Annotated in this window: 18 protein-coding genes; 9 read left to right on the top strand and 9 right to left on the bottom strand. The window is 67.2% G+C overall.

The genetic code is table 11. From position 1 onward, the window contains the following. Window positions 1-720 (bottom strand): TIGR01777 family oxidoreductase (locus tag ACYQ1Z_RS18790; protein WP_459794065.1); only part of this gene is annotated, 720 nt, incomplete at its 3' end. A gap of 72 nt (window positions 721-792) precedes the next feature. On the opposite strand from ACYQ1Z_RS18790, the gene ACYQ1Z_RS18785 reads away from it, so the two are divergent. Beyond that, window positions 793-4293 carry a S41 family peptidase gene (locus ACYQ1Z_RS18785; protein WP_459794064.1) on the top strand — a complete coding sequence of 1167 codons (3501 nt, stop codon included), beginning with the start codon at window positions 793-795 and terminating at the stop codon, window positions 4291-4293. A gap of 94 nt (window positions 4294-4387) precedes the next feature. Here ACYQ1Z_RS18785 and ACYQ1Z_RS18780 read toward each other — a convergent pair whose 3' ends face one another. From ACYQ1Z_RS18780 to ACYQ1Z_RS18760, 5 genes are all read right to left on the bottom strand, one after another. Next, the gene (locus tag ACYQ1Z_RS18780) at window positions 4388-4816 is read right to left on the bottom strand and encodes an OsmC family protein (protein ID WP_459794063.1); all 429 of its coding nucleotides are present in this window, start codon (window positions 4814-4816) and stop codon (window positions 4388-4390) included. Between the two features lie 148 nt (window positions 4817-4964). Then, window positions 4965-5315, bottom strand: coding sequence for a hypothetical protein (locus ACYQ1Z_RS18775; protein ID WP_459794062.1), 351 nt, complete (start codon window positions 5313-5315; stop codon window positions 4965-4967). 152 nt (window positions 5316-5467) lie between these two features. Then, complete coding sequence (sucB, locus tag ACYQ1Z_RS18770; RefSeq protein ID WP_459794061.1) at window positions 5468-7240, bottom strand: 2-oxoglutarate dehydrogenase, E2 component, dihydrolipoamide succinyltransferase; 1773 nt, start codon at window positions 7238-7240, stop codon at window positions 5468-5470. 114 nt (window positions 7241-7354) lie between these two features. After that, window positions 7355-8737 (bottom strand): dihydrolipoyl dehydrogenase, encoded by a 1383-nt coding sequence (gene lpdA, locus ACYQ1Z_RS18765; protein ID WP_459794060.1) that lies wholly within the window; start codon window positions 8735-8737, stop codon window positions 7355-7357. A gap of 253 nt (window positions 8738-8990) precedes the next feature. Then, window positions 8991-10517, bottom strand: coding sequence for a leucyl aminopeptidase (locus ACYQ1Z_RS18760; protein WP_459794059.1), 1527 nt, complete (start codon window positions 10515-10517; stop codon window positions 8991-8993). 258 nt (window positions 10518-10775) lie between these two features. Between ACYQ1Z_RS18760 and ACYQ1Z_RS18755 the strand changes: the two genes are divergently transcribed. The 4 genes from ACYQ1Z_RS18755 (at window position 10776) to ACYQ1Z_RS18740 (ending at window position 16093) form a co-directional block, all read left to right on the top strand. Further along, window positions 10776-11714 (top strand): proteasome assembly chaperone family protein, encoded by a 939-nt coding sequence (locus ACYQ1Z_RS18755; RefSeq protein WP_459794058.1) that lies wholly within the window; start codon window positions 10776-10778, stop codon window positions 11712-11714. A gap of 65 nt (window positions 11715-11779) precedes the next feature. Next, complete coding sequence (locus tag ACYQ1Z_RS18750; RefSeq protein ID WP_459794057.1) at window positions 11780-13144, top strand: MFS transporter; 1365 nt, start codon at window positions 11780-11782, stop codon at window positions 13142-13144. Between the two features lie 86 nt (window positions 13145-13230). Then, window positions 13231-14493: a DUF4192 family protein gene (locus ACYQ1Z_RS18745; protein WP_459794056.1), complete on the top strand. Its 1263-nt coding sequence runs from the start codon at window positions 13231-13233 to the stop codon at window positions 14491-14493. Between the two features lie 295 nt (window positions 14494-14788). After that, window positions 14789-16093 (top strand): RNA polymerase sigma factor, encoded by a 1305-nt coding sequence (locus ACYQ1Z_RS18740; RefSeq protein WP_459794055.1) that lies wholly within the window; start codon window positions 14789-14791, stop codon window positions 16091-16093. Between the two features lie 157 nt (window positions 16094-16250). Here the strand turns inward: ACYQ1Z_RS18740 and ACYQ1Z_RS18735 are convergent, their stop codons facing one another. Continuing rightward, on the bottom strand, window positions 16251-16472 hold the full coding sequence (locus ACYQ1Z_RS18735) for a DUF7455 domain-containing protein (protein ID WP_459794054.1): 222 nt from the start codon (window positions 16470-16472) through the stop codon (window positions 16251-16253). Between the two features lie 253 nt (window positions 16473-16725). Between ACYQ1Z_RS18735 and ACYQ1Z_RS18730 the strand changes: the two genes are divergently transcribed. Further along, a complete protein-coding gene (locus ACYQ1Z_RS18730) occupies window positions 16726-18834 on the top strand; it encodes a DNA gyrase/topoisomerase IV subunit B (protein ID WP_459794053.1) in 2109 nt (702 codons plus the stop codon). A 9-nt stretch (window positions 18835-18843) separates the two neighbouring features. Here the strand turns inward: ACYQ1Z_RS18730 and ACYQ1Z_RS18725 are convergent, their stop codons facing one another. Both ACYQ1Z_RS18725 and ACYQ1Z_RS18720 read right to left on the bottom strand, forming a co-directional pair. Next, on the bottom strand, window positions 18844-19836 hold the full coding sequence (locus ACYQ1Z_RS18725; protein ID WP_459794052.1) for a M56 family metallopeptidase: 993 nt from the start codon (window positions 19834-19836) through the stop codon (window positions 18844-18846). Between the two features lie 6 nt (window positions 19837-19842). After that, the gene (locus tag ACYQ1Z_RS18720) at window positions 19843-20226 is read right to left on the bottom strand and encodes a BlaI/MecI/CopY family transcriptional regulator (protein ID WP_459794051.1); all 384 of its coding nucleotides are present in this window, start codon (window positions 20224-20226) and stop codon (window positions 19843-19845) included. A 257-nt stretch (window positions 20227-20483) separates the two neighbouring features. Here ACYQ1Z_RS18720 and ACYQ1Z_RS18715 point away from each other — a divergent pair, with 257 nt between their 5' ends. The 3 genes from ACYQ1Z_RS18715 to cydD form a co-directional block, all read left to right on the top strand. After that, window positions 20484-22079 carry a cytochrome ubiquinol oxidase subunit I gene (locus ACYQ1Z_RS18715; protein ID WP_459794050.1) on the top strand — a complete coding sequence of 532 codons (1596 nt, stop codon included), beginning with the start codon at window positions 20484-20486 and terminating at the stop codon, window positions 22077-22079. 35 nt (window positions 22080-22114) lie between these two features. Further along, entirely contained in the window at window positions 22115-23164 is a 1050-nt protein-coding gene (cydB, locus tag ACYQ1Z_RS18710) for a cytochrome d ubiquinol oxidase subunit II (protein ID WP_459794049.1), read from the top strand. Between the two features lies 1 nt (window position 23165). Further along, window positions 23166-25732, top strand: a 2567-nt coding sequence (gene cydD, locus ACYQ1Z_RS18705; RefSeq protein WP_459794048.1) for a thiol reductant ABC exporter subunit CydD, incomplete at its 3' end; no start/stop codon positions are given.

Raw genomic sequence — 25732 nt, 5'->3', positions numbered from 1 at the left:
GCGGTGCAGCGCCTGGGCCAGTGCGGCCACGATGGAGTTAACATCCTCCTGGGCCGGGGCGCAGAGGTTGACCGGCCCGCTGACCCGTGATTCCAGCAAAAAGAGGAACGCCGCGGAAACATCCGGCAAGGTGATCCAGGGCCAGAACTGCGTCCCGTGCCCGAAGGGTCCGCCCAGGCCGAGCCGGATCAGCGGCAGGAGCCGGCCGAGGGCGCCGCCGGAACGGCTGAAGACCACGCCCGTCCGGGGGACCACAACCCGTACCGTGCCGGGGGCAGTTGCGGCGGCAGCTTCCCACTCCACGCAGATCCGGGACAGGATGCCACGCCCGGGCGGGTCTGATTCCCGCAGGACGGTGTTCCCTGCGTCCCCGTAGTAGTTGGCGCCGGACTGGCTGATAAATGTGGCGGGCGGCTTGTCCAGCTGCCGCATCGCCCGCGTGAGGGTCCGCGTCGGGTCCAGCCGGGAACTGAACAGTTCGTCCACCCGCCTCCGCGTCCAGGGCCGGTCACCGATGCCCGCGCCGGAAAGATTGACGACGGCGTCCGCCCCCTCCAGCGCCCGCGGGTCCAGCCGCCCGGCCGCCGGGTCCCAGCGGATCTCGGCTGCGGAAGCGGGCTCGCGCCGCACCAGTGCAACAACGTTGTGCCCGGCGTTGCGGAACGCAGCGGACATGTGGGTGCCGAGCAGTCCCGAGGCTCCGGCTATGACGATACGCATGCTCCATCACACCACGGCAGGCGGCCCGGGCGCGTCCCGCAGGGCCGGGGACCGGATGGCTATGATCGAACGATGACCTCTTCGAGTTACTTCCGTTTCCCGCATCTGCACGGCGGTCTGGCCACGTTCGTGGCCGAGGACGATGTGTGGATCGCGCCCCTGGACGGCGGCCGCGCCTGGCGTGTCTCCGCACAGCAACTGCCCGCCCGCAACCCGCGGTTCACGCCTGACGGCAAAAAACTGGTGTGGACCGTGGTGCAGGGGACAGCCCCGGAAGTGGTGTCCGCGGACGTAGACGGAGGCAACTACCGCCAGCTGACCTACTTCGGCCATGCCACCACCAGGGTCAAGGGGTTCACTGCGGGAGGCGCCGTACTGGTCACCAGCGCGTTCCGCCAGGCCGAGAGCCGGCACACCTATGCCTACAGTGTTCCGGTGGACGGAGGCTGGGCCGAGGAACTGCCGTTCGGCCCCGTTGAATCGGTCGCGTTCGGTCCCGTTGTCGGCGACGAGCGGCCGGTGGTGGTGGGCAGCGTCCTGTCCCGCGAACCCGCCTGGTGGAAGCGGTACCGCGGCGGTACCGCAGGAAAGCTGTGGATCGACGCCGACGGAAATGGTGAATTCGAACGCCTGCTGCCCGATCTCGACGGCAACCTGGCGGATCCCATGTGGGTTGACGGCAGGATCGCTTTCCTCTCCGACCATGAGGGCTACGGCAACCTGTACTCCGTCCTGCCCAACGGAAAGGACCTGCAACGGCATACGGACCACGAGGACTTCTATGTCCGGCACGCGGCCACTGACGGGAAGCGGGTCATCTTCGAATCAGCTGGTGAGCTGTGGGTCCTGCACAACCTGGCCTCGGATGCCGTCCGGCTGGACATCACGCTGGGCTCGGCCTCATCGTCCCGGCGCCCGGCATTGCTGAAGACAGCCAAGCACCTTGGCGCCGTCGTCCCGGACACCGCCGGAACCGCCAGCGCGGTGGAATCCCACGGGACCATTCACTGGCTCCGGCACAAGGACGGGCCGTCCAGGATCATCGAGGCAACACCCGGCGTCCGCGGCCGCCTGCCCAGGCCGCTCGGTGACGGGCGGATCGCGTACATTGCGGACCACGACGGCATCGAGGCGCTCCACATCAAGGACCTCGTGCCGGCCGTGCCCCATGCCGCCCCCGCTCCGGCACCCGCCGCAAGGGCCGGCGTCGGGAATTCCGGCACAGCCGCCACCGGGGGAAGAAGCGGTGAAACCCCTGTGCTGCCACAGCCCGTCCCTGCCGCCGGCGCAGCCATTCTGGCCGGAAGCAGCCATGTTCCTGCCGATGACCAGCACTCGGAGGCTGAACAGGCCGACGTCGCCCCACAGGACACTGCCTCTCCCGCCGAAGCGCAGGCCGGCCAGGAGGAAACCCGCCTTGTCATCCCTGTTCCGTCCCGGGCAGGCTCCCTTGAGGCCAGCCCTGACGGCCGCCGCGTAGCCGTCGGTACCTCGTTTGGCGAGCTTCTGGTGGCGGACACCCGGACGGGTGATGTCGCGGCGGTGGCCAGCATCGGCGAGGGTACCATCGGTGAACTTGCATGGTCGGCCGACTCCCGGTGGCTGGTGTGGTCCGAGCCCGTCACTTCCTTCGGTTCGCGCAGCCGCCTGCGGATGGTGGACGTGGAGGCTTCCGGCGCCACACCGGTGGACGTCACGGACGGCCGTTTCTGCGACAAGTCGCCGGCGTTTACTCCGGACGGTAAATACTTGGCATTCCTGTCCAACCGGAGCTTCGATCCGGTCTACGACGGCCACTCCTTCGACCTCTCGTTCCCCAGCCCCATCAAGCCCTATCTTGTGGCTCTCGCCGCCGGAACGCCGTCGCCCTTCGGCCCTGCTGTCGCCTCCGACGGGGAGCCCGCCCAGGACGGGCCGGAGGAGCCCTCGGACGCCGAGCCCGCAGCATCCGAAGTCCGCGTGGACCCTGACGGCTTGGCGCACCGTGTAATCGGTGTGCCCGTGCCACAGGGCAACTACACATCCCTGGCCACTACGGACGGTGCGCTGCTGTGGCTCGACTGGGCACTGGCCGGGGTCACCGGGGACGGCAAGGCCAGCCAGGAGGACAAGGACGCCCGTCCCAGCCTGGTCCGGTTCGACCTGGCCCGGCGCAAGAAGGCTACCCTCGTGGATTCGCTGGACAGCTACCGCCTGTCCGGCGACCGCAGCACCCTGGTGTTTGTCGCCGACAAGCAGGTGACAGCGGTGCCGTCCGATGCGAAGGCGGACGAAGAATCCGGGAAGCTGGTCAAGGTGGACCTGGGCCGGATCCGGGTGATGATGGACCCGCTCAGCGTCTGGGGACAGGCTTTCGACGAGGCCTGGCGCCTGCAGCGCGACTTCTTCTGGGCCGAGGACATGGCCGGCCAGGACTGGGACTCGGTCCACCGGCGCTACCGCCCGCTGGTGGAGCGCCTCGGCTCGCACGACGACCTGGTGGACCTGCTCTGGGAGCTCCACGGCGAACTGGGAACTTCCCACGCCTATGTCCGTCCCGCCCCGGTTACCGAAAACGGCAGCCAGGGCCAGGGACGGCTGGGTGCGGACATCAGCCACACGGCGGCGGGCTGGGAGATTACCCGTATCCTCGCCGGGGAATCCTCCGATCCCCTCGCCACCTCGCCCCTCACCAGGCCGGGCGTTGACGCCAGGGCGGGGGACATCCTCCTTGCCATCGACGGCGTCCCGCTCACCGCGGCGGTCACGCCGGCGATGCAGCTGGTGGGGGCCGCGGGCCGGGCGGTGGAGCTGACCCTCCTCAACGGTCCGGCGCACGCCGGCAACGAGGGCACCCAGCGCCGCGTCGCCGTCGTTCCGGTCAAGGATGAGGAGCGCCTGCGCTACCAGGAGTGGGTGGCCGGGAACCGCCGGACGGTGCGGGAAGCCTCAGGCGGAACCTTCGGCTACCTGCACGTTCCGGACATGATGGCCAACGGCTGGGCCCAGCTGCACCGGGACCTGGACACCGAAACGGCGCTTGACGGCCTGATCGTGGACGTACGGCGGAACCGCGGCGGCCACACGTCACAGCTGGTCGCGGAACTGATCGGCCGGAAGGTGACGGGGTGGAGCATGCCGCGCGGTGAAAAGCCGCGCACCTACCCGCACCACGCACCGCGCGGGCCGGTGGTTGTCCTCGCGGACGAATTTGCCGGGTCGGACGGCGACATCATCACCCAGGTGTCCAAGCTGCGGGGGATCGGCCCGGTCATCGGCACCCGGACCTGGGGCGGCGTGGTGGGGATCGACAACAGGTTCGCGCTGGCCGACGGTACCGGCGTCACCCAGCCGCGCTACGCCAACTGGTTCAGTGGCGGCGTGGGGTGGAGCGTCGAGAATTATGGCGTGGACCCGGACATCGAGGTCACCTACCCGCCGCATGCCTATGCTGCGGGGCGGGATCCGCAGCTTGAATACGGGATCGGGGCGCTGAAGGAAATGATCCAGGAGCTGCCCACGGACCGTCCGCCGGCACGCGAAGGGTACCGCCGGCTCCGGCCTGCCCCGTTGCCTCCGCGCCCGCGAAGCTAGGCCGCAGGATACGCCAAAGGCCCTGCCATCTTCGGAAGTTCCCAAGGTGGCAGGGCCTTTGCTGGTTGTCCGGTTGACCCGGAACGGGTCCCGATCAGGACTGCAGGGTGGCGTCCAGGGTGATGTCGATGCTGGCCAGTGCGCCGGAAACCGGGCAGCCGACCTTAGCTTCCGCTGCGATCTTCTGGAATTCATCCTCGGAGATGCCGGGGATCCTGGCCGACATCGTCAGGTGGCTGCCGGTGATGCCGGTGCCGGGGACGAAGGTGACGTCAGCCTTGGTGTTGACCTCTTCGGGGCTGTGTCCGGCCTGCGCGAGTGCGTGGCTGAAAGCCATGGAGAAGCAGGCCGAGTGTGCTGCGGCGATCAGTTCCTCGGGGCTGGTCTTTCCGCCGGCAGCCTCGGTGCGCGCCTTCCAGGTGACCTCGTAGGTGCCCAGTCCCGAGCTGTCCAGGGTGGTGTTGCCCGAGCCGGACATCAGGTCGCCGTTCCAAACGGTGTGTGCGGTGCGTGTTGCTGCCATGTCGACTCCTCAAAGTTGTTCCGTACCGGGGCCGGCCGCTGCCGGGGCCCCGCCGCTACCCATCCTAGGGATACTGCGGCGGGCATGCACCCGGTGTCCGCTGCTGGTGGATTATGACTCCAGTGTCCAGCGTGCCCCGTTGCCGCGGTCAGTTCCAGATGGTGGCAATGGCGATGTTCAGCAGCGCAAGACCGCCGACCGCATGGGCCAGGCCGGCGCTGACCGGCTGGCCGGCCTTGTACTTCCGGCGGCCGATGAAGGCCAAAACGCCGACAGCGAGGGCAATGACCAGCTTGATGCCGAGCTTGGCGTAGTTGGCGTCCATGTCCAGGGCCGGGATCAGGCCCATGAGGACGACGCCGGTGAAGAGCTGCAGCATGGCGCCGTCGAACTGGCGCGGGTGGACGGTAGGCTTCTTCATCTGCCCGATCCAGATTCCCACGATCATGGCGGCGCCGACGATGTGCAGGAAAACCACAATGTTATAGACGATGTTCATGGGACCAGTGTAGCCAGTTCTTCTACGGCTGGTAGTAAGGATGGCCGGCCCGTGCGGTGCGGCTGCCGCGGGCGGTTAAACGACGACGGCGGCGCGCGCCACAGGAGGTTTTCCCACCGATGGCGCGCACCGCCGTCGTTCGTGAACGGCTGCTACAGTCCCAGGTCCGCTTCGAAGGCGCCTTCCTCGAGGCGTGCCTTCAGGGTCTGGAGGAAACGGCCCGCGTCCGCGCCGTCCACCAGGCGGTGGTCGTAGGTCAGCGACAGGTACATCATGGAGCGGATGGCGATCGAGTCGTCCCCGTTTTCGTCGGAGACCACCACGGGCCGCTTGACGATCGCGCCGGTGCCCAGGATGCCCACCTGCGGCTGGTTGATGATCGGGGTGTCGAACAGGGCACCGACCGAACCGATGTTGGTGATGCTGAACGTGCCGCCCGACAGCTCGTCCGGGCCGATCTTGCCGTCGCGGGTGCGTGCTGCGACGTCGGCGATCTTGCCGGCCAGGCCGGCGAGGTTCAGGTTGCCGGCGTCAGAGATGACCGGAACCAGCAGGCCCTTGTCGGTGTCGACGGCGATCGCGAGGTGCTCGGCGTTGTGGTAGGTGATCTCCTGCTTGTCCTCGTCGTAGGCAGCATTGAGCTTGGGGTGCTGCTTGAGGGCTTCGGCCACGGCCTTGGCGATGAAGGGCAGGAACGTCAGCTTGGTGCCGTTCTGGGCCTGGAACGAGTTCTTGGCCCGGGCACGCAGCTTTGCCACCTTGGTCATGTCCACTTCGTGGACCTGGGTCAGCTGCGTGGAGATCTCGAGGGACTCGCGCATGCGGCGGGCGATGACCTGGCGGATGCGCGGAGCCTTCTGCGTGGTCCCGCGCAGGGAGGAGACTGCGCCGGAAGTGCCGGCGGCTGCCGGGGCGGGGGCTGCCTGTGCTGCCGGAGCGGCTGCGGGGGCGGCCTTGGCCTCGGCGGCGGCGATGACGTCCTGCTTGCGGATGCGGCCGCCGACTCCGGTGCCGGAGAGGGACGCGATGTCCACGCCGTGCTGGTTGGCCAGCTTGCGGACCAGCGGGGTCACGTAGCCGGACTCGGAGCCGTTGGCTGCAGGAGCCTGCGCTGCCGGTGCCGGTGCGGCCTGCGGTGCCGGAGCAGGTGCTTCCTGCTTGGGCGCCTCAGCCTTGGGGGCTTCCGGAGCCGGGGCGGGGGCAGGGGCTTCCTGCTTCGGTGCCGCGGGAGCGGGTGCTTCCTGTGCAGGAGCTGCCTGCGGTGCGGGAGCTGCGGCGGGTGCCTCGGCCGGAGCAGCGGCGGCGCCGGAACCGATGACGGCCAGGACGGAGCCAACCTCGGCGGTCTCGTCCTCGTTGACCCGGATTTCCTGGAGCGTGCCGGCTACCGGCGACGGGATTTCGGTGTCCACCTTGTCGGTGGAAACTTCCAGCAGGGGCTCATCAACTTCAACGGTGTCGCCCACGGCCTTCAGCCAGCGGGTGACGGTGCCTTCGGTGACGCTTTCGCCGAGTGCCGGGAGGGTGACCTCGTGGCCTTCGCCGCCGGCTGCCGGTGCCTCCTGGGCGGGGGCTTCCTGGGCCGGCGCTCCTTCGGCGGGGGCAGCAGCAGGTGCCTCCTGGGCGGGAGCTTCCTCCGCCGGTGCAGCGGCAGGTGCCTCTTCGGCCGGGGCGGATCCGCCGCCGGAGCCGTCGCCGATGCGCACCAGCGGGGCGCCAACTTCGGCTGTTTCGTCCTCAGCGACCAGGATTTCCTCAATCACGCCAGCTACAGGAGAGGGGATTTCAGTGTCTACTTTGTCGGTGGAGACCTCGAGCAGCGGCTCGTCCACCTCTACCCGGTCACCTACCTGCTTGAGCCAGCGGGTGACGGTTCCTTCGGTGACGCTCTCACCGAGGGCGGGCAAGTTAACGGATTCAGACATGTCGTCCCCGTTCTCCTTATTGATCTTTAGTGCGATTGGAATGCTGCCGGATGGTGGGCCTGGTGCGTCCGGTCTTCGGCGCCGGTGCACCAGGCCCGAGGGTGCTGCGGAAAATCAGCCGTGGAGCGGCTTGCCCGCGAGTGCCAGGTGGGCCTCGCCCAGCGACTCGTTCTGGGTTGGGTGGGCGTGCAGCAGCTGGGCCACATCCTCGGGGTAGGCTTCCCAGTTGACGATCAGCTGGGCCTCGCCCACCTGCTCGCCCATGCGGGCGCCGATCATGTGGACGCCCACTACGGGGCCGTCCTTCTGGCGGACCAGCTTGACGAGGCCGGAAGTGCCCAGGATGGAGCTCTTGCCGTTGCCGGCCAGGTTGTATTCCTGGGTCTGCACCTGGTCGTCGCCGAACTTTTCCTTGGCGGCCTTTTCGGTGTAGCCCACGGTGGCGATTTCAGGCTCGGAGTACGTGACCTTGGGGATGTTGATGTCCTCGACGATCACCGGCTTCAGGCCGGCGATTTCCTCGGCTACGAAGATGCCCTGCTGGTAGCCGCGGTGTGCGAGCTGGACGCCCGGGACGATGTCGCCCACCGCGTAGATGTTGCCCACGCCGGTGTGCAGGCGCTCGTTGGTGATGACAAAGCCGCGGTCGATGGTGATTCCGGCTTCCTCGTAGCCCAGGTTGGCAGTGACGGGGCCACGGCCCACGGCGACCAGGAGGAGGTCGGCCTCGAACGTCTTGCCGTCCACCAGGGTGACCTTGACGCCGTTTTCGTTCTGCTCCACGCCCTGGAAGAAGACGCCGGTGGAGAACTTGATGCCGCGCTTCTTGAAGGCGCGCTCGAAGTTCTTGACGATCGTGGCGTCCTCGTTCGGAACGAGGGAGGGCAGGCCTTCGACGATGGTGACGTCCACGCCGAACGACTTCCACACGGACGCGAACTCGACGCCGATGACGCCGCCACCCAGGATGATGGCGCTCTTGGGAATGGAGTCCATGGTCAGGGCCTGGTCGGAGGTGATGACCTTGCCGCCGATCTCCAGGCCGGGGAGGGTGCGCGAGTAGGAACCCGTGGCCAGGATGATGTTCTTGCCCTTGTAGGCGGTTCCGTTCACCACGATGGTGTCGGTGCCCTGCAGCTTGCCCTCACCTTCGATGACGGTGATGCCCTTGGACTTGATCAGGCCCTGCAGGCCCTTGTACTTGCCGGCGATGATGCCGTCCTTGTACGCGTTGACCGCGGTGATGTCGATGCTGTCCAGCGTGACGTTCACGCCGTACTTGGCGGAGTCACGGGCGTGGTCGGCCAGTTCGGCCGAGTGGAGCAGGGCCTTGGTGGGGATGCAGCCGTTGTGGAGGCAGGTGCCCCCCAGCTTTGCCTTCTCCACGAGGCCGACGGTGAAGCCAAGCTGTACTGCCCGCAGCGCGGCGGCGTATCCGCCGCTTCCGCCGCCGAGCACCAGGATGTCGAATTCTTGCGCAGTTGCCTGATCGGCCACTTAAACGCTCCCTCGCGTGAACGATGACGCGTTTCTGCCGCGCATCATCTGGTCTTGGATTTTGCCCTGCCGCGATTATGTCAGCAGGCCAATTCTCTTGCATTTGTGACTACCGTGGTTCACCTTAGCGAACCACTTATCCATGCTCCACCTTGGCACAGTGTTTGTGGAGCGCTTTGTGTCGAGTGTCACGCGGCGTTGTGGCAGAAGGATCACCCCCGCCACAACGCTGCGAACCGCCCTGCGGCGCGCCTCAGGAGGCGGCGGCCAGGATGTCTTCCACGTACGCCACCAGGGTCCGGACCGTGCATCCGGTGCCCTGCTTGTGCGTGTAGCCGTACGGGCTGCCGTTGTTGAACGACGGACCGGCGATGTCGATGTGGGCCCACGGAATCTGCTTGCCCTGCTTGTCGTCACCCACGAACTCCTGGAGGAACACGGCCGCGGTCATCATGCCCCCGTGGCGTTCGCCGATGTTGGCCAGGTCCGCCACCTGCGAGTCGAGGCTGGGGCGCAGTTCCTCTGGCAGCGGCATGGGCCAGACCAGCTCGCCGGCCCGGTCGGCGGCGGCCTTGAGCGCAGCCGTGACGCCGTCGTTGCCCATGACGCCTGCGGTCCGGTTGCCGAGCGCGATGAGCTGGGCGCCGGTGAGGGTGGCGACGTCGATGATGGCGTCCGGGTACTCGCGGCTGGCCGCCACAATGCCGTCGGCCATGACCAGGCGGCCCTCGGCGTCGGTATTCAGTACCTCAACCGTCTTGCCGCCGTACATGGTGAGGACGTCGGCGGGGCGGGATGCGGCGCCGGACGGCATGTTCTCGGCTATGCACAGCCATGCGGTGGCCTTGACGGGCAGGCCCAGGCCTGCGAGTGCCAGGACCGTATTAAGGACGACGGCGGCACCGGCCATATCGCTCTTCATGTCGCCCATGCCCAACGCCGGCTTGATCGAAATGCCCCCGGTGTCGAAGGTGATGCCCTTGCCCACCAGGGCGATCTTCGACGTGGCTTTTGCGGGGGAGTACTCCACCTTGACAAGGCGCGGCTGCCGGGATGAGCCCTTGCCGACGCCCATGATGCCGCCGAAGCCCTCCTTCTCCAGGCGCTTTTCATCCCATACGGTCACCTTGACGGGCAGTCCCTTGGCGAGCTCCTTGGCCGCCTCGGCGAACGTTTCGGGATACAGGTGGCTGGGCGGCGTGTTGACGAGCGAGCGGGTGGCGTTGACGGCTTTGCCGATCAGCCGGGCGCGCACGAGGGCGGCGTCCAGGGCCTGGTGGTCCTGGACATCGGTGAAGATGACGGCGTTGCGGACGGGGTCCTTCAGGCCGTCCTTCGAGGACCGGAACCGGGTGAACGAGTAGGCGCCCAGCGCGGCACCCTCCGCGACGGCCTCGACGTCGGCTGCCGTCGCCGTCGGCAGGGCAAGGGCGACCGTGCCGAGGCCGGCGAGCTGCCGGACGGCGGAACCGGCCGCACGGCGGAGGGCCTCGCCGGTAAGCGGGGTGGCGTCGCCGACCTTGCCGACACCCGCCAGCACCAGGATTCCGGCGCCGGTTTCGGGAAGGCCGGGCAGGCGGACGATCTGGTCCGCTGCTCCTGTCACGCCGAGAGAAGTGAGGGAGTCGGTGATGGCCTCGGCGGACTTGGCGGTGAGCGGGTTGTCGAGCAGGACCGGTCCGTCGCTTCCCTTCCCGACACCGATAACCACTGCGTCACTGGGGCTCTTCTTCAGGTCGCGGGAGAGGGTACTAAGGTTGATTTCAGTATTCGTGACCACAGGGATGAGTCCTCAATTCTCGAAAGACGGTTCGGGCAGGATGCATGTTCGGCGTCCTGCCAGGGAGGCCCGGATACCGCCGTCGTGGACGTGATCCGGGAAGGCGCAAGGCCGTCCGGCAGGCCAGTTCCGATCGTAGCCCTTCGGCGGCCCGCCGGCAGAATCTCTTGAGACGTGCGCCACACCTGCTGCCGGAATGCCCGGCCGCCGGACCGCGTTGTAATTGATGTCATCCCGCACCCGTGAAAGGACCATGCCGTGCTTGAACGGATCTCCGGCTCGCTGCTGGACCCCGAATCGCTGTATGCGACCAACATTGAGCTGTTCCACAGCCCCGAACTCCGCGGGCTGAACCTGGTGATGGGCTTCACCGGGTTCGCCGACGCCGGGCATGTCGTGAAGCAGATCAACGCGGAACTGCTGGATTCGCTGGACGCCAAGCCCGTCGCGGTGTTCGACGCCGACCAGCTGATCGACTACCGGTCCCGCCGGCCGCACCTGACCTTCGTTGAGGACCACCTGCAGGACTACCAGGAACCGCGGCTTGCGCTGTACCGCCTCGTCGACGGCCTGGGCAACCCGTTCCTGCTCCTCGCCGGCTTCGAACCGGACCTGCAGTGGGAACGGTTCGCCCGCGCCGTGGTGGACATCGTGGAGAAACTCGACGTCAACCTGGTCACCTGGATCCACTCCATCCCCATGCCGGTGCCGCACACGCGGCCTGTCGGCGTCACCGTGCACGGCAACAGGCCTGAGCTGATCGAGGGCATTTCCGTGTGGAAGCCCACCGTGGAGGTGCCCGCGGCTGTGGGGCACATCCTGGAACTCCGCCTGGTCGAAGCCGGGCGGAACGTTGCCGGCTACGTCATCCATGTACCGCACTACCTTGCCGAAGCGGAATACCCCACAGCCGCCGTCGCAGGGCTTGAATACCTGGGCGCGGCAACGTCCCTGATGCTGCCCACGGACCGGCTGCGGGAGGCCGGGCGGGAGGTCAGCCGCCAGATCGCCGAGCAGATCGATGCCTCGGAAGAAGTCCAGCAGGTGGTTTCCCGACTGGAAACCCGCTACGACGAAAAGGCGGACGGCATTGTGCGGCGATCGCTTCTTGCCGACGAAAATGACGAACTGCCCGACGCCGACGTGCTGGGTGCCGCCGTCGAGGCCTACCTTGCCCGGGAGAACCCCGCGCAGTAGCGGCACTGCGTCACCGCGCCGGGCGGCTGCCGGGTCCGCCAGGGGCCGGCGGGCATAATGAAGACGTGACTGCACCCCGCGCCTGGCTGATTTGGACCATCGGAATCTTCGGGTACCTGGTGGCCGTGTCCCAGCGCACGTCCTTCGGGGTGGTGGGCCTTGAGGCCACCGAGCGGTTCAACGCCACAGCATCCGCAATCTCCTTTTTCACGGTGCTGCAGCTGCTGGTGTACGCCGGACTCCAGATCCCGGTGGGGCTCCTGGTGGACCGGTTCGGGTCCCGCGCCATGATCGCCGGCGGTGCCCTGCTCATGGGAATGGGCCAGCTCCAGCTGGCTTTCGCGGACAGCATTCCCGGCGGTGTGCTGGGCAGGGTCCTGGTCGGCGCGGGCGACGCCATGACGTTCATCTCCGTGATCCGGCTCATTCCATTGTGGTTCGCACCCGGCCGGGTTCCACTGGTCACCCAGCTGACAGGCATGACGGGCCAGCTGGGCCAGCTGGTCAGCGTCATCCCGTTCGCGTTCGTCCTGCATCAGGCCGGATGGACTCCGGCGTTCCTCATGCTGGCGGGCCTGTCTGCAGTGGCGGCCGTGCTGGTTGTTGCAGTGTTGAAGGACGTCCCGGCCGGCTCCGAGCGGCCGGAGGTTCAGCAGGGACTCAAAGCCACCGGCGTTTCCCTTGCCCGTGCCTGGCGGCAGCCGGGGACCCGGCTGGGAATGTGGAGCCACTTCACCATCCAGTTCAGCGGCACGGTATTTGCCATGACCTGGGGCTATCCCTTCCTGATCTCCGGGCAGGGCCTGGACGCTGGCACGGTGGCCGCCCTGATGGGCCTCTATGTTGCTGCCGGCATGGCCGTTGGGCCGTTCATCGGCCGCTTCGTCTCGCGGCATCCGCTGCGTCGTTCCACCATGGTCCTCCTGATCGCTGCCGCCACGGCGGCGGCGTGGGCGGCGGTCCTGCTGACTCCGGGACGGGCTCCCTTATGGCTGCTGGCCGGGCTGGTGGTGGTCCTTGCCATCGGCGGGCCCGGATCCATGATCGGCTTCGACTTCGCGCGTACCTTCAACCCCGCGCACCGCATCGGAACAGCCACCGGCATCGTGAACGTCGGCGGATTCATCGCTGCGCTCGTAACCATCTTCCTGGTCGGGCTGGTGCTGGACGTGCTGTACGCCAGCGGCTACTCCAACGGCGTCCTCTACGGGCTGGACCCGTTCAGGATCGCCCTTAGCGTCCACTTCGTGCTGCTGGCCTTCGGCGCAGTTGCCGTGCTGGCCTGCCGGCGGAAGGTTCGACGGCAGATGGCAGCCCAAGGCATAGTGGTTCCGCCGCTGCGGGCTGCGCTGGCACGGCAGCGCCGGGAGAACCTTGCCCGCCGCCGGCAGACCGCGCCGACCGACACCGGCGGCAGGGACGGCGACTAGTCCTCCACCGGGCGGGTTTGCCGGACTTGTCCACTTAGCAGCGGCCGGCCCTTCAACCATGCTTTCCAGCGGCGAATGCTGGAGCCATGACAGCTCCAGACCACTTGGTAATCTCCGGGCCCCAGGACATCCTGGGCTTTATTCCCCACTCCCTGGGCTACTGGCCTGAGTCCAGCCTCGTAGCCATTACGATGCACGGCAACCGGCTGGGGGCCACGCTGCGGCTGGACCTCCCGGGGCCGCGGGTCCTGGCCGCACCCGCAAAGTACATCCGCATGGTCCGCGGCTACCTTGATGCCGATAAGGAAGCCGATGGCAGCCTGCTGGCCTTCTTCACCGGTAATGCGGCAGGGGCGGCGGCGGCCACGTACGGTCTCCTGCTTGCGGCGCTGGACTCGGCACTCCAAACCACCGTCCCCGTGCGCGAGGCCTGGTACGTCGGCGCCGATTACTGGCGGGAGGCCTACTGCATCGATCCTTCCTGCTGTCCGCCGCAGGGCCGGCCCCTCCAGATGATCCTGGACAGTGCCGTCAACGCCGAGATGGTGTACCGCGGCAGCAGCGTGGGCCCGGCGCCCGGGCGGAAGCCCCGGGCCGCCCCTCCCGTCAACAGCCTCTACCGGAAGGCTGTCCAGGAATCGGAGGTGTCCTGGTCGGAGGTGCTGGACGGGCAGCGGAACAGCCGTGCGCAGCTGCGTGCCATCCTGGCGGCCTGGGAGGCGCTGCTTGGCCGGCCCGACGGCGGAGCATGGCTCCCGGAGGTGGAGCGCGACGGGTTCCTCCGGGCAACGCTCCTGGTGCCGGCGTGGCGGGACGCCCTTTTGGTCATGGCCGCCGCCGGGAAGCACGCCGCCGAAGCCGGGGCGAACCAGTTCGGAATCCTCCACGACGGTGACGGATTCCACGTCGTCCCACCTCTCGTGGCCTGCCGGGCACGGGACTCGGCAAGCACTCCGCAGGAGGAAACGGCGCAGGAGGAATCGGCGCAGGAGGAATCGGCGCCGGAAGAAACGGCGCAGGAGGAAGGAGCGCGGGACACTGTTCCCCGCTACGGGGATGTGCTGATGGGTTCCGGACCTGCGGTCCCTGACTGGAGCCGGCTTAATGCGCTTGACCTGGTCCTCGAGCAGCTTGCGCTTCCGGGTGGCCCCGCTGCTGCAGCCTCGCTGACCCTGCGCGGCTGGATCTCCTGGTGCCGGGGCCGTGGTTCCTATGCCGCCGCCTACCTTTCCGAAGCCCTGGCTATTGAACCCGGGTACCGGCTGGCCGAGCTCCTGCTGGAGATCGTGGGCCGGGGTGTCATCTGCGGCTGGGCAGGCCGGAAGGAGGCGGCCTGGCAGAAATTCTGAAGGGCCGGCGCGTGCGGCGGGGATCCCTGAACCTTGCCCGGGCGGGTGTACTCATTAGGGGACGGGGAGGGCCTATCGGCCGAAAACATGAGACAATGGTTGGCGAGACCCGGTTGGGTCCGTGTATCGAGCGCTTTCCGATGGGCCTTGCGGGGAACATTCGGGCCGCCCCGGCAGTTGACTATTACAGACTCTGCCGGCCGTGGTGGCGCTTGGTTTCCACCACGGACTTGACAGGGTCATAGTGGTGTTACCCGTATGGTGATTCCACAGACCACCGCTAGAAAGGTTTTCTGTGACCCCGTCTTCCACGAAGAAGGACCCCGCCGCCCAGGACGCATTGTCCGCCGAGGACAAGCAGGCTGCGGCCCCCGCAAAGCGGGCAGCCACCAAGGCTGCGGACGGCAAGCGCGAGCCCAAGAAACGCGGGCCCAAGCCCGGTGCCAAGGCTGCAGCCGAGGCCGCCAACAAGGCTTCCGCCGGTGACGTTGACCCCGATGACGCAGAGGACGTCGAAGAGGAATTTGACGAGACGGCCCTCGAAGAACCGGATACGGTCGAGGATTCCGACGCGGACACCGACGCCGAAGACGAGCCTGCCAAGGCCGTAGCCGGCAGCGGCAAGGGCTTTGTCTACTCCGATGCCGACGACGACGACGCCCCGGTGCAGCAGGTCATGTCTGCCGGCGCCACCGCGGACCCCGTCAAGGATTACCTGAAGCAGATTGGTAAGGTCGCACTGCTCAACGCCGAGCAGGAAGTGGACCTTGCACTCCGGATCGAAGCCGGACTGTTCGCCGAAGAGAAGATCGCCGCCGACGACGGATCCATGGATCCCAAGTACAAGCGCGAGCTCGAGTTCATCATCCACGACGGCAAGCGCGCCAAGAACCACCTGCTGGAGGCCAACCTTCGCCTCGTGGTTTCGCTGGCGAAGCGCTACACCGGCCGCGGCATGCTGTTCCTGGACCTCATCCAGGAAGGCAACCTGGGCCTGATCCGTGCCGTGGAGAAGTTCGACTACACCAAGGGCTTCAAGTTCTCCACGTACGCCACATGGTGGATCCGCCAGGCCATCACCCGCGCCATGGCCGACCAGGCCCGCACCATCCGCATCCCGGTCCACATGGTTGAAGTCATCAACAAGCTCGCCCGTGTGCAGCGCCAGATGCTCCAGGACCTCGGCCGCGAACCCACCCCGGAAGAGCTGGCCCTGGAGCTGGACATGACCCCCGAAAAGGTGGTCGAGGTCCAGAAGTACGGCCGCGAGCCGATTTCGCTCCACACCCCGTTGGGTGAGGATGGCGACTCCGAGTTCGGTGACCTGATCGAGGACTCTGAAGCGGTTGTGCCGGCCGACGCCGTGAGCTTCACGCTGCTCCAGGAGCAGCTGCATTCGGTGCTGGACACCTTGTCCGAACGTGAAGCCGGCGTGGTGGCCATGCGGTTCGGCCTGACCGACGGACAGCCGAAGACTTTAGACGAAATCGGCAAGGTCTACGGAGTTACGCGTGAGCGGATCCGCCAGATCGAATCGAAGACCATGTCCAAGCTCCGCCACCCGTCGCGGTCGCAGGTGCTCCGGGACTACCTGGACTAAACCAGGAGAAGATACGTTGCGGGTTGCCCCGCAGCGCCCTTGCGAGGGCGCTGCGCGGCAACCCGCTCCCCGTTAATGGCTGCCAGCGGCGGAAGCCGGAAGCCGCTTAACAAAGAATGGGCCCCTCCAGGTGGAGGGGCCCATTCTTTCGTGGTACTTAGTCGACTTCTACGGCTGCCTTCTCGTGAAGCTTCGCCGTTTCGTCATGCCAGTCGGAGCTCAAAGGCTTGAGCGTCGCTTCGACTGCACGCGCATGGTGGCCGCAGAAAAGCAGCTCACCGCCGGAGGACTCGAGTACAACCCGGACATATGCCTGGGCTCCGCAACGATCGCAACGGTCGAGGGCGTTAAGTGTGCGGTCTGCCACTGCTGTTGTCATATCGGCCTCCTTAGTAGATCTGTACGTCTATATAACCAGTATTCGTATCTAAACCATCGCAAGGATGGGGCAAGTTCGCTGTGCGCGTATCCGAAAGGTTCAGTCAAGATTGGCCCACATGCCGGCGGGATCTGCGGAGTGGCGCGCTCCACAGCGGGTCCCAGGTGTGGCAAACGGCGGTCGGGGCCCGGGCCGACTACCCTAGAGGGAGCGCTTTTGGGCGCCCGCTTTATCCCGAAGGAGTTCAACACCCGTGGCACCAAGTTCTGAGTACACCGCCCGGCACCTATCCGTGCTGGAGGGCCTGGAAGCCGTCCGCAAGCGCCCGGGCATGTACATCGGTTCCACCGATTCGCGCGGCCTCATGCACTGCCTTTGGGAAATCATCGACAATTCCGTGGATGAGGCGCTGGCCGGCTTCGGCCATGACATCAAGATCATCCTGCACGCGGACAACTCCGTGGAAATCCACGACGACGGGCGCGGCATCCCCATCGACAAGGAACCAAAAACGGGTCTCACCGGCGTCGAAGTGGTGTTCACCAAGCTCCACGCGGGCGGCAAATTCGGCGGCGGCTCGTACACGGCGTCCGGGGGCCTGCACGGTGTGGGTGCCTCGGTCGTGAACGCCCTCTCGTCCCGGCTGGACGTTGAGGTGGACCGTGGCGGCAAGACCTACAAGATGTCGTTCCGGCGCGGCGAGCCCGGCAGGTTCCAGGACCCCGGCTCCCGGGCTGACCCCGCCGCGCCGTTCACCCCCTTTATTGAGGACTCAGTCCTCGATGTGGTGGGGAAGGCCAAGCGGGGCGTCACCGGCACACGGATCCGTTACTGGGCCGACCGCCAGATCTTCACCCCGGACGCCAAGTTCTCCTACGACGAACTCGCGTCCCGCGCCCGCCAGACCTCATTCCTGGTCCCCGGGCTCAAGCTCACTGTCCGCGACGAGCGCCGCGTTGCCGGGACGCCGGGCGAGGCAGGCCCGCACGAGGAGGTGTTCCACCACGACGGCGGCATCTCCGAGTTCGTCGACTTCCTGGCCGCGGACCCCGCCGTCACCGACGTCTGGCGGATCCACGGATCGGGAAAGTTCAAGGAGACTGTTCCGGTCCTGGATGAACGCGGCCACAGCCAGCTGGCTGAAGTGGAACGCGACTGTGAGGTGGATGTGGCCCTGCGCTGGGGCATCGGCTATGACAGCACCGTCCGCAGTTTCGTCAACATCATCTCCACGCCCAAGGGCGGCACCCACCAGTCCGGATTCGAACAGGCACTGGTAAAGACCTTCCGGAAAGCGGTTGAGAACAACGCACGCAAGCTCAAGGCCGGCAATGACAAGATCGAAAAGGACGACATCTTCGCCGGCCTCACGGCGGTGCTGACCGTCCGCCTTGCCGAGCCCCAGTTCGAGGGCCAGACCAAGGAAATCCTGGGCACCTCGGCGGTCCGTGCCATCGTCTCCAAGGTCGTGGAGCGGGAAATCACCGCAAAACTCACCTCCTCGAACCGCAACGACAAGGCACAGTCCGTGCTGCTGCTCGAAAAGATCGTCAACGAGATGAAGTCGCGCATCTCCGCCCGCGTGCACAAGGAAACACAGCGCCGGAAGAACGCGCTGGAAACGTCGTCCATGCCCACCAAGCTCGCCGACTGCCGGACGGACGACGTCGAACGTTCCGAACTCTTCATCGTGGAAGGCGACTCCGCGCTGGGAACCGCCAAGCTCGCCCGGTCCTCCGACTTCCAGGCGCTGCTGCCCATCCGCGGCAAAATCCTGAACGTGCAGAAGGCCTCGGTGGGGGACATGCTTTCCAATGCCGAATGCGCGGCCCTGATCCAGGTGGTGGGGGCCGGTTCGGGCCGCAGCTTCGACATCAGCGCAGCCCGCTACGGCAAGGTCATCCTGATGACTGACGCCGACGTCGACGGCGCCCACATCCGCACCCTGCTGCTGACGCTGTTCTTCCGCTACATGCGCCCCATGATCGATGAGGGAAGGGTTTTCGCCGCGGTGCCCCCGCTGCACCGGGTCGAGGTGATCAACGCCGGCCAGAAGGCCAACGAGATGATCTACACCTACTCCGAGGCCGAGTTGCATGTCCTCCTTGCACGCCTGGCCAAGGAAGGCAAGCGGTACAAGGAACCTATCCAGCGCTACAAGGGCCTGGGTGAAATGGACGCCGAACAGTTGGCTGAAACCACCATGGACCCGCGCCACCGGACCCTGCGCAAGGTGGGCATCGAGAACGCGAAGCAGGCGGAAGAGATCTTCGACCTGCTGATGGGCTCGGACGTCTCACCGCGCAAGGACTTCATCATCGCCGGCGCGGCCAGCCTGGACCGGGAACGCATCGACGCCTGATACCGGGGGTCAACCGAGCAGGCCGGGCACCACCAGCAGGGCCGTGGGGAGTGCCAGCAGCAGCACGCAGCACGCCAGCACCGCATTGCGCACGACGGCGGGGAGCTGGGGCTGGGGCGACAGCAGCCGGCTTACACGGGATGCGGTGGTGCGGGCTGAATCCGACCCGGCGCCCGCTGTTGCCGCGTCCAGTCCGGAGAGGCCAACGCCCGGAGATGCCTGACGGAGGTCGGGCCGGTCCCCGGCCTGGGGAGTGCCGCTTGCCACAATCGCGATCGCCTTAATCAGCGTTGCCTTGCTCTCGGTCTTGAGCGCCACGTCGTCGGCCAGCATTTCGATCAGCGAGTTCACCGACTCCTGGGCCAGCCGTGTGGTCGGAAGCCACGGGAGGGCCTGCCGCCAGGCTGCGAAGGCCCACAGGAGCAGGTGGTGCCGCTGGCTGAGGTGCGCGTTCTCATGAATCAGGACGGCGCGCAGTTCGGCAGGTTCCAGGGCGGCCATCAGGCCGTCGGACAGCACGGTCACCGAGCGCGAACCGCCGGGCAGGCAATAGGCAACAGGGGAGTCGTGGCTGATCACCAGGGTCGCGGCGTCCTGCCCCGACGGTGAGGCCAGCAGGGCCAGCAGTTCGCGGTGGCGCCGGCGCTGCCGCTCAATCTTGTAGTAGGTCAGCAGCAGGGTGAACACCAGGTGGGCGGTCAGCAGTGCCGCCGCCGAAAGGGCAAAGATATGCCAGAACCCCAAGGCAGTGGTGGGGGCGTTGAACAACACCATCCCGGCAAGCGCACGGAGCCCGGAGATGAGGTTGTCCCCGATAGGTTCCAGGCCGTAGACCAGCATGGCGCCGATCATGGACAGGCCACCGGCCAGGGCGATCGCCTGCCAGAGGAGCATCGCCGTGAAAGGCGAGCGGGCGGGCCACTGCGCGCGGGACAGGAGGATCGGTACCGGCCACGCCAGTACTATCGCCAGGACCGCCAGCAGGTAAGAGGCCCAGAACATGGTCCGCTAGAGGTGCCCAAGCAGTTTGCGCAGCGTTTCGGCTTCACCCTCTGAAACGGAGCCAATGAAGCGTGCCAGCACGGCTTCACGGTCCGGGGCGGAGCCCAGGACTTCATGCATCAGTTCCGCGGTATGTTCCTCGCGGCTGGAGACAGCCTGGTAGCGGTGCGGGCGCGTGCCGCGTTCGCGCTCCACCAGCCCTTTCTTTTCCAGCCGGGAGAGCACGGTGAGCACGGTGGTAACCGCCAGTTCCTTGCCTTCATGCGCGGTGCCGCCCTGGCCCGCGGAGGTGCGGGCCAGCTGGTCCCGCAGAGTGTTTGCCGTAGCCGCTTCCTGGCCCGCCCAGAGCAGGTCCATCACTGCCCGTTCCAGTTCACCAAGACTAGCCATTGCATCTTCCTTTGTTCCCCGCACCGTGCACCAGGGTGCCGGTGACTGCGCGCGTGCTTCAACTACGGATACAAATTTACCCCGAAAACTCCGCACTTTCTACGTCGGGTAGAACACGTAACGGAATTGTCTCTTGCGCGCCGCTCCGCAAGATAACAATCTGGTTTCCAAGGATCGAAAAGTTGTTCTACACTCGGTAGAAGTTAGATCTTCTACGCAACGTAGAAGATATGCACTGGCCTACAGAGGGACCTGCCTTGGACGCCTTGGAAATCGCACGCTGGCAATTCGGTATCACCACGGTCTACCACTTCATGATGGTGCCGCTGACCATCGGCCTCGGCCTGGTGGTGGCCATTATGCAGACCGTCTGGCACCGCACCGGAAAGCCCGAGTACCTCCGGATGACGAAGTTCTGGGGAAAGCTCTTCCTGATCAACTTCATCATGGGTGTAGCAACCGGCATCGTGCAGGAGTTCCAGTTCGGGATGGCCTGGAGCGAGTACAGCCGGTTTGTGGGCGACGTTTTCGGCGCCCCCCTGGCGCTTGAGGCACTCCTGGCCTTCTTCGTGGAGTCCACGTTCCTGGGCCTGTGGATCTTCGGCTGGAAGCAGCTCAAGCCGGGCATCCACCTCGCCTGCCTCTGGGTGGCCGTGGTTGGCTCCATGTTCTCCGCCTACTTCATCATCGTGGCCAACAGCTGGATGCAGCATCCGGTTGGCGTCGAGATGGTGGACGGCCGGCCCGTCATGACGGACGCCTGGGCCGTCTTTACGAACAACACCGCACTGGTGGCTGTGCCCCACACACTCTTCGGCGCCCTCGCCGTTGCCGGCGGATTCCTGCTCGGCATCGCCTGGTACCACCTCTGGCGCAGGCGGCGCGACGGCGTTGACACCGTTGGCGCTGACGGCAAGGTCATCCCGGGCGCGTCCACAACCATCCCCGGCCGCGACCGCGGTGACCACACAGTCTGGCTCCGGTCCCTGCGCATCGGGGCAGTGGTCGCCATGATCTCCTTTGCCGGTACCGCCGTCACCGGCGACCTCCAGGGCAAGCTGATGTTTGAGCAGCAGCCCATGAAGATGGCAGCGGCCGAGGCAGCGTGCCACGACGGCACCGGCTTCTCCGTCCTGAGCATCGGAAACCTGGGCGCCCAGAACTGCGACGACATCGTGGCGCTGATCGAAGTACCCGGCATCCTCTCCTACCTGGCCAAGGGCGACTTCACCACCGAGGTGAAGGGCGTAAACACCCTGCTGCCCGAGTACAAGGAAAACTACGGCACCTACCTGCCGGACAACCCGATCTACGGTGAACGGGCCGGCCAGGAAATCGACTACCTGCCCGTCATGGAGGTCACCTACTGGGGCTTCCGGATGATGATCGGCTTCGGCGGGCTCGCCGCGCTGGCCGCGCTTGTGGCGCTGTGGCTCACCAGGAGCGGAACGGTACCCGTATCCCCGTGGCTTATGCGGCTCGCCGTCCTAGGCATCATGGCGCCCTTCGGAGCCAACGCCGCGGGCTGGATCTTCACCGAAATGGGCCGGCAGCCGTTCGTGGTGGCCCCCAACCCCGACCCCAACGGCATTGACCAGGTGTTTATGTTCACCGCCGCCGCCGTCTCTCCCGGCGTCTCGGCCGGAGAACTCCTGGCCTCGCTGGTCACGCTGACCGTGGTTTATGCCGTCCTCCTGGTCGTGGAAGTGAAGCTGCTGGTCAAGTACGTCCGCGGCGGCGTGGTCTCCGCCATGCCGGAACTCGCCCACGTGCCCGCGGATATAAACGAAGACCAGGCGCCCGGGGACAAGGGCGGCAAGCCCGCGGACGACGTCCTGGCGTTCGCCTACTAGCAACCAGCCAACACAAAGCAGAGGAACACAACACCATGGAACTGCTGCCAACCATCTGGTTCATCGCCATTGCGGTGCTGTGGACTGGTTACCTTTTCCTTGAAGGCTTCGACCTGGGCGTCGGGATGCTGATGAAGGCCTTCGCCCGCAACAACACGGAGCGCCGCGTCCTGCTGAACACCATCGGGCCGGTCTGGGACGGCAACGAGGTATGGCTCCTCACCGCCGGCGGCGCCACCTTCGCCGCGTTCCCGCTCTGGTACGCGTCCCTGTTCTCCGCGCTGTACCTGCCCCTGCTCGTTGTCCTGGTTGCCCTGATCTTCCGGGCAGTGGCTTTCGAATACCGCGGGAAGGTGGACACGGACCAGTGGCGCGCCCGTTGGGACTGGGCCATCGCCGTGGGCTCCTTCTTCGCCGCGTTCGGTGTGGGCGCCGCGCTGGCGCTGACCACCACAGGTCTTCCGCTGAACGCCAACGGCGACCGTGAAGGCGGGCCCCTTGCCTGGTTCAGCGGCTATGCGGTGCTCGGCGGCCTGGCGGTGGTTGGCTTCTCGCTGCTCCACGCCCTGGCGTTCCTGGCGCTGAAGACCGACGGCGACGTCCGGCACCGGGCCCGCCGCTGGTTCGTCCGGCTGCTTCCGGTCCTCCTGCTGCCCATCGCGGCCTGGGCGCTCAGCATCCAGGTCCTGGACGGGAAGCCGTGGACCTGGGCCGCGGTCCTGCTTGCCGTTGCCGCGGCAGTTGCCGCCTGGGTGCTGGCGCGCTCCGGAGCCGAAGGAAAGGCGTTCCTGGCGCTCGGCGCGTTCCTGGTGCTGGGCACGACGTCGATCTTCGGTGCAGTGTTTCCCGTGGTGCTGCCCTCCACCCTGGACCCCGCCTTCGACCTCACCATTTCCAACGCCTCGTCCTCGGACTACACTCTGGGCCTGATGAGCATCGTTGCCGCCTTCGGGCTGCCCCTGGTGATCGCCTACCAGGCCTGGACCTACTGGGTATTCCGCCGGCGGGTCAGCGCCGCCTCGATTCCCCAGGCGCACAGCTTCCTGCCCGCCGTCGCCGCCAAGGCGTTCACAACGAAGGGCTGACGTGCGCCCAACATTCCCCGCCGGTCCGGCAACGCGGTCCGCCATCTACTGGCTGGGCCTGCTGGCCGCGCTCAAGGCCTTGTCCCTGGTGCTCATGGGCCAGGCGGTGGCGTCCATGCTTGCCGGGCTGGCCGCCGGGGACCCTGGCTGGGGCAGCCAGCTCCTTCCCGGGCTGGCCGGCGTGGTCCTGCGCTCCCTGACCGTCTGGGGACAGGCGGTGGCATCCCGCCGCGCAGCCCTGGGCGTCAAGGAGGAGCTGCGGTCCGGGCTGCTGGCCCGTGCCCTGCGGACCGGGACGCGGGAAGCCGGTCCGGCCGACGGCGGTCTGGCCGTCCTGGCCACGCGCGGCCTGGACGCCCTGGACAGCTACTACACATCATTCCTGCCTGCGCTGGTGAACTGCGCTGCCATCCCGATGCTGCTTGGCGCCAGGATCCTGTTCGCCGACTGGGTCAGCGCCGTGGTCATTGTCCTCACCATGCCGCTGGTGCCGCTGTTTATGGTGCTCATCGGCCGCTACACCGAAGACAAGGTGCGCGAGGCTCAGTCCACGCTGTCCAGGCTCTCGGCCCACATGCTTGAACTGGCCAAGGGACTGCCGGTCCTGGTGGGCCTGGGCCGTGCCAGCGCCCAGCGCAAGGCCCTCGAGGAGATCTCCGAGGAATACCGCTTCCGCACCATGGGCACCCTGCGCACGGCATTTATGTCAGCGCTCGCCCTGGAACTTATCGCCACCATCTCGGTCGCCGTCGTGGCGGTGTTCATCGGCGTGCGCCTGGTGCATGGCGACATGCCCCTTGAAGCAGGCCTGCTGGCCCTGATCCTCGCCCCCGACTGCTATTTGCCGCTGCGCGAGCTGGGGACCGCCCACCATGCCAGCGATGACGGCCGGGCGGCCCTCGCGGAGGTCACCGCGGTCACCGGTGCGCCCGAGCCCCGCCCGCTGCCCGCCTCCCCGGCAGGCCGTCCGGGAGCCCCCATTACCGTCACGGCGCTGACGGTGGCCTACGGCGGAAGGTCCGGCGCCGCCGTCGGGCCCCTGACCTTCGAGGTCCCGCAAAGCCGGATCACGGCGCTGGACGGCCCCAGCGGCGCAGGCAAAAGCACCGTGCTCGGTGTCCTGGCCGGGACCATCGGCGATGGTGGCGGGACGACCATCACCGGAAGCGTGAAAGGCCTGGACCGGAGCAGGGTCGCATGGGTCCCGCAGCACCCCGTGATGGTTGCGGATACAGTCCTGGACGAGGTGCTCCTCTACTTGTCGGCTCCGGCCCGCAACGCCCGGGACCGCGCCCGTACGGAAGCCGTCGCCAGGGCGTGCCTTGACCGGGCGGCAGCCGGCCACCTCGCGGCCAAGCACCCCGCAGAGCTGAGCCCGGGCGAGCAGCGCCGCGTCGCCGTCGCACGGGGGCTGGCGCGGATCGAAGCGGGAGCCACCGTCCTGCTGCTCGACGAGCCCACCGCCCACCTTGACGACGAGTCAGCGATCCTCGTGGAGGACACCATCCGCAAGCTCCGCGGACAGGTGACTGTCATCCTGGTGGCGCACAACGCACGCACCCGTGCCCTCGCCGGCCACGTGGTGAACGTTGGAGACAAGGCGGACGGGGTCACGGAGGACCAGGCTTCGGCGCTTCCGGCTGCAGCAGGCAGCCCCGCCGCCGCTGCCCCGGTTGAACCCGGGGCGGAAAGTAAGCCGCTGCCGGGCAGCGCAGCACCGGCGCCGCACCCGAACAGCACGGCGCGGCTCCTGGCGGCCCTGCTGCGGCCGGTCCAGGGCAAGTTCGTGGCCGCCGCAGTGGTGGGAACACTGGCTGCGGTCTTCGCAGTCGCCCTGTCCGGCCTCTCCGGCTGGCTGATCATCCGCGCGAGCGAGCAGCCGCCGATCCTGTACCTGCTGTCCGCGATTGTGGGCGTCCGCTTCTTTGGCATCGGCCGGGCCGTGTTCCGGTACTGGGAGCGGCTCCTCCTGCACGACGCCGTCTTCGCCGCCCTCACGCGGCTTCGCGGCAGGCTCTGGGAATCGCTAAGCCGCCGCGCGCTTGCCCTGCGCCGCCTGCTCCAGGGCGGCAATGTCCTGGGAACGGTGATTGACGACGTCGACACCGTCCGCGACCTCCTGCCCCGCGTCGTCCTGCCGCCAGCGACCGCCGTCGCCGTCTTTGCACTGGCGCTTGCCGGCACATGGCTGCTGGTCCCCGCCGCGGTTCCGGCCGTCCTGCTGGCCGGAACCGCCGGTGTTGCGGTGGCCCCGGCCGTGGCGCTCCGGGGCGACCGCAAGTCCGCCACAGCCGAGCAGGTCCTCCGCTCAGGCGTGCTCCGGCACGTGTCGGCAGCGCTCGATGCCCGCGCCGAACTCCACGCCAACGGTGTGGCGCCGGTGGTGCTCGCCGGCCTGCAGGCCCAGGACCGCAACGCCACCGCCGCCTCGCAGCGATCCGCCTGGGCGGACGGGCTTGGCCACGCGGTCACCACGGCAGCCTGCGGAGCGGCGGGGCTGGCAGCCACGTGGCTCGCCGCACCCCCGGTCCTGTCTCTTCTCCCCCCCTCCCACCCCCCCAAACCCAA

This window comes from Arthrobacter sp. AD-310, assembly GCF_054656615.1.
The sequence above is the reverse complement of the archived record's forward strand: the minus strand, read 5'-3'. Positions and strand labels throughout refer to the sequence as shown.